We start from the raw sequence: 4,582 nt of genomic DNA, 5'->3' as shown, positions 1-4,582 counted from the left end.
GACGAGGACCGGCGCACCGCCCAGCGGACGGCCGACGACGCCCGCCGCACCGCGCGGGTGCTGCGCGCCGAGCGCGCCGAGATCGGCGGGCCCACCGACCCGGGCGACGACGACACCGCCGAGGACACCCCGCCCGAGGCCGCCCTCCCCGCCCTCCGCGAGCAGTACCGCACCGCCGCCCGCCTCTACGACCAGGTCGGCGTCGACGCCGACCTCCGGGCGGAGCAGGCGCGGGCCGAGGGCGACGCCACCGCCGCGCAGACCGCGCTCGACCGGCTGGGCGCCAAGGTCCGGGCCCGCGCGGCCAAGCTGCTGGAGACCACCGACGGCGCCGACGGCCCCTCCCGCCAGGCCGCCGCCGCCCGCGCCGAGGCCCAGGTCCAGCTCGTGGAGTCCCGGGCCTCCACCGCCAGCGAGCAGCTCGGCCGGCTGCGGGGCGAGGCGGAGCGCCACGCTCCCTCCGACGGCGGCCAGCACACCGACCTGCCGCAGGAGCTGGAGCCGCGCGACGCCGGCCACGCCCGCGAACTCCTCCGCACCGCGAGCGCGGAGGAGGAGACCCGTCGGCAGGGCCTGGAGACCGCCCGGGAGGCCCACGCCGATCTCCAGGACGACCACCGTGCCGCGCAGGACGCCACCGGTGCCTTCGAGGAGCTCGCCGCCCAGCTGCGGGACCTGCTGCGCGAGCCCGGCGGCGAGGACGAGGCCGCCGAGCCCGGCCCGTACCCCGGCGGCCCTGAGGAGGCCCGCCGAGCGGCGGCCGAGGCCCGCCGCTCGCTGCGCGGGTGCGCCTCGGACCTCTCCGCCGCCGACTCCACCGTCCGCGAGGCCTCCGACCAGCTGGTCCGGCACGCCAACGCCACCCGCTACGAACAGGTGCGGACCCCCGCCCGGCAGCAGATCCGGGAGCTGCCCGCCGCGGCCCTCCCCGACCACGCCGCCGCCTGGGCCGAGGCGTTCGCCCCGCGGCTGCGGGTGCTCACCGACGAACTGGAGCAGCTGGAACGCAACCGCGGGTCGATCGTGGCCCGGCTGCGCGGGCTGGTCGACTCCTCGCTCGCCACCCTCCGCTCCGCGCAGCGGCTCTCCCGCCTGCCGGAGGGGCTGGGGGAGTGGTCCGGGCAGGAGTTCGTCCGCATCCGCTTCGAGGACCCCGACCCGGCCACGCTCACCGAGCGGCTGGGCGAGGTCGTGGACGAGACGACCAGCGCCGCGGTCCGCCGCAACACCGACCTGCGGCGCGACGGCATGTCGCTGCTGCTGCGCGGGGTCGAGGCCGCGCTCCGGCCTCGGGGCGTCTCGGTGGAGATCCTGAAGCCCGACGCGGTGCTGCGCGCCGAGCGCGTTCCCGTCGGACAGATGGGCGACGTCTTCTCCGGCGGACAGCTGCTGACGGCCGCCATCGCGCTGTACTGCACGATGGCGGCGCTGCGCAGCAACGACCGGGGCCGGGACGAGCACCGCCACGCCGGGACCCTCTTCCTGGACAACCCCATCGGCCGCGCCAACGCCACCTACCTGCTGGAGCTGCAACGCGCCGTCTCCGACGCGCTCGGGGTGCAGCTGCTCTACACCACGGGCCTGTTCGACACCACGGCGCTGGCGGAGTTCCCGCTGGTCATCCGGTTGCGCAACGACGCCGACCTGCGCGCGGGGCTGAAGTACATCCGGGTCGAGGAACACCTGCGGCCCGGCCTGCCCGCGGCGGCCGAGGGCGAGGACGGCACCCACAGCGAGATCACCGCCACCCGCATGTACCGTCGGCCCCGCCCGGAACTCACGGCCCATCCGGCGCGCGCGTCGGTACCCGCGCAGCACACCGGCGGCCCGTCGGCCGGGCCACCGGCCGCACCTCAGCAGGTGGTGGCAGACCGGTCGGAGGGATCGACGGAGGGCGCCGCAGCGGACCGGGACTGAGAAGAACCGGCGCCGGCACGAACCGGGGCGGGCGGTGCCGGCACGAACCGGGGCGGCGCGTGCGGCGCCGCCCCGGTCAGCCCTCGCGCCCCAGCGCCCGGCGCCGCGCGACGCTGTTGGGCAGCGACACCACGCCGTGGCGCTGGCGCCACATCTGACGGGTGATCCAGATGTCCAGCACCCCCCAGGTGGAGAGGATCACACTCAGCAACGTACTGAAGACCATCGGTACCGCCAGCCAGGAGCCGGCCAGCGCGCTGAGCACCAGCACGAGCAGCTGAACCAGCGTCACCGCCACGAACAGCACCGCCCGGACCGCGGCGTCACGCACCGGGTCCGGCATACGGGGTCTGGGGTCCATCCTCCTGCGCTCCCCTGCACGGCGAGATGAACGACGGGATGCGCGGAAATGTCACGCGCGACCATGGTAGAACGCCTTGCACGCCCGCATGTGAACAGTAAGGATGAGGCGCGCCGCACATCTACCTGCCCCCGCCGTTTCCCGTCCGGCCCCGGGGAGAGAGGATGTGATCCGGCACAACGACTCGGTTTCGGCACGGACTTAGGGGAGGTCATGCGCTTTCGGGGGAAGTCCGTCCGGCGGAAGATCACCGCGCTGCTCCTGGTGCCCCTCACGGCGCTGGTCGGGCTCTGGGCGTTCTCGGTCGCGATCACCGCACAGGAGGCCCGCGAACTGCTCGCCGTCTCCGCCGTCTCCGACAGTCTGGGCCGGCCGGCCGAGGCCGCGGTCCGCGCGCTCCAGCAGGAGCGCCGCCAGACCATGGTCTACCTGGCGGACCCGCGCAACCAGGCCGACCTCCGGAGCGCCCGCACCACCACCGACCACGCGGTGGCACGGCTCCACCTCGCCGCCGACACCGGCGCCCGGGCCGACCTCAACGACGGTGCGCAGCAGCGGCTGGACAGCCTGCTCAACGGTATCGGCCGGCTGGAGCAGATCCGCGGCAACGTCGACGCCAACACCACCACCCGCGCCGGCGCGCTGGAGGCGTACAACGGCCTGGCCGAGCCCGGGGTCCGATTCGTCTCGGCCCTGCACCTGCTGGAGAACGTGGCCCTCGACCGCCACGGGCGCGCGGTCTCCGGGCTGGGCCACGCCGCCGAGTACCTCTCCCGCACCGACGCGCTGATCGCGGGCGCACTGGTCGCGGGCACGGTCACCGACACCGAGCAGCGGCGGCTGACCGAGGGCGCCGCCGAGCGCCGCCAGGCCTTCGCCACCTACCTGCCCGACCTGCCGCTGGACGACCGCCAGGCCCACGACTACTTCTGGCAGGTCGGCCTCGGCCACACCCTCACCGTCACCGAGGAGAACCTCATCTCCCACGGTGAGGACTCCATCGGCCCCGAGCGCTGGGAGGACGTCACCTCCGCGGCCGCCACCGAACTGCGCTCCCTCGCCGACGCCGCCTCCGACCGCTACCAGGACGAGGTCTCCCCGGCCGCGACGGCGGTGCTGACCCGCGCGGCGGTGGCCGGCGTCGCGGGACTGGCCGCCGTCCTCGTCTCCGTGTTCGTCTCCATCCGCGTCGGCCGCGGCCTCGTCCGCGACCTGCGGGCGCTGCGCCGCGAGGCGCACGAGGCCGCCGACGTCCGGCTCCCCGCGGTGATGCGGCGCCTCGGCGAGGGACAGACGGTCGACGTGGAGACGGAGGCCCCGAAGCTGGAGTACGGACGCGACGAGGTCGGCGACGTCGGCCGCGCGCTGAACACCCTGCAGCGCGCCGCGGTCGAGGCCACGGTCCGGCAGGCCGACATGCGGCGCGGGGTCTCCGACGTCTTCGTCAACCTCGCCCGCCGCAACCAGGTGCTGCTCCACCGTCAGCTCAGCCTCCTCGACACCATGGAGCGCCGTACCGACGACGCCGACGAGCTGGCCGACCTCTTCCGCCTGGACCACCTGACCACCCGCATGCGGCGGCACGCCGAGGGGCTCGTCATCCTCTCGGGCGCCGCCCCGCCCCGGCAGTGGCGCAAGCCGGTCCAGCTGATGGACGTCGTGCGCGGCGCCGTCGCCGAGGTCGAGCAGTACGAGCGGATAGAGGTGCGGCGAATGCCGCGGCTGTCGGTGGCCGGCAACGCCGTCTCCGACCTCAGCCACCTCATAGCCGAACTCCTGGAGAACGCCACGGTGTTCTCGCCGCCGCACACCGCCGTGCACGTCCAGGGCGAGCGGGTGCCGCAGGGCTTCTCCCTGGAGATCCACGACCGGGGTCTCGGCATGACCCCCGCGGCCCTCGCCGCGGCCAACGAAACCCTCGCCAACAGCCCGGACTTCGAACTCTCCGACACCGACCGCCTGGGACTCTTCGTGGTCTCCCGGCTGGCCCGGCGCCACGCCGTCCGCGTCACCCTCGCCCCGTCGCCCTACGGCGGCACCACCGCGGTCGTGCTGCTCTCCGGTGAGCTGCTGAGCGACGCCGTCGCCGACGACACCGACCACCGCGCCCCGCTCCCGGACCGCCCGTCGCCCCCGGCCCTCCTCAACGGCCCCGTCGACGGCCCCGTCGAACTGGACGCCCCCGTCTCCGTGCCCGGCCCGGAACCCCTGCGCGAGACCCTGGCCCCGCCCCCCGCGCGCCGCCGCGCCGAGCCCGACGTCCCCCTCCTGCCGCGTGCCGCGGTCCCCGAGGCCGCGGACGCC

The 4,582-nt window shown here is 75.4% G+C and carries 2 protein-coding genes and 1 pseudogene; 2 read left to right on the top strand and 1 reads right to left on the bottom strand.

The features are described from left to right. Positions 1-1,917, top strand: a pseudogene (locus HCN56_RS23885) (hypothetical protein); the annotation flags it as partial. A gap of 76 nt (positions 1,918-1,993) precedes the next feature. Here HCN56_RS23885 and HCN56_RS23880 read toward each other — a convergent pair. Next, positions 1,994-2,278, bottom strand: a complete 285-nt coding sequence (locus HCN56_RS23880; protein WP_312871412.1) for a hypothetical protein — start codon at positions 2,276-2,278, stop codon at positions 1,994-1,996. 213 nt (positions 2,279-2,491) lie between these two features. Between HCN56_RS23880 and HCN56_RS23875 the strand changes: the two genes are divergently transcribed. Next, positions 2,492-4,582, top strand: a 2,091-nt coding sequence (locus tag HCN56_RS23875) for a nitrate- and nitrite sensing domain-containing protein (protein ID WP_167974472.1), incomplete at its 3' end; no start/stop codon positions are given.

The sequence above is a fragment of the Streptomyces lonarensis genome, assembly GCF_012033735.1.
Lineage (GTDB): Bacteria > Actinomycetota > Actinomycetes > Streptomycetales > Streptomycetaceae > Streptomyces > Streptomyces lonarensis.
Note: the sequence above shows the minus strand (reverse complement) of the source record. Positions and strands in the feature narration are given on the sequence as shown.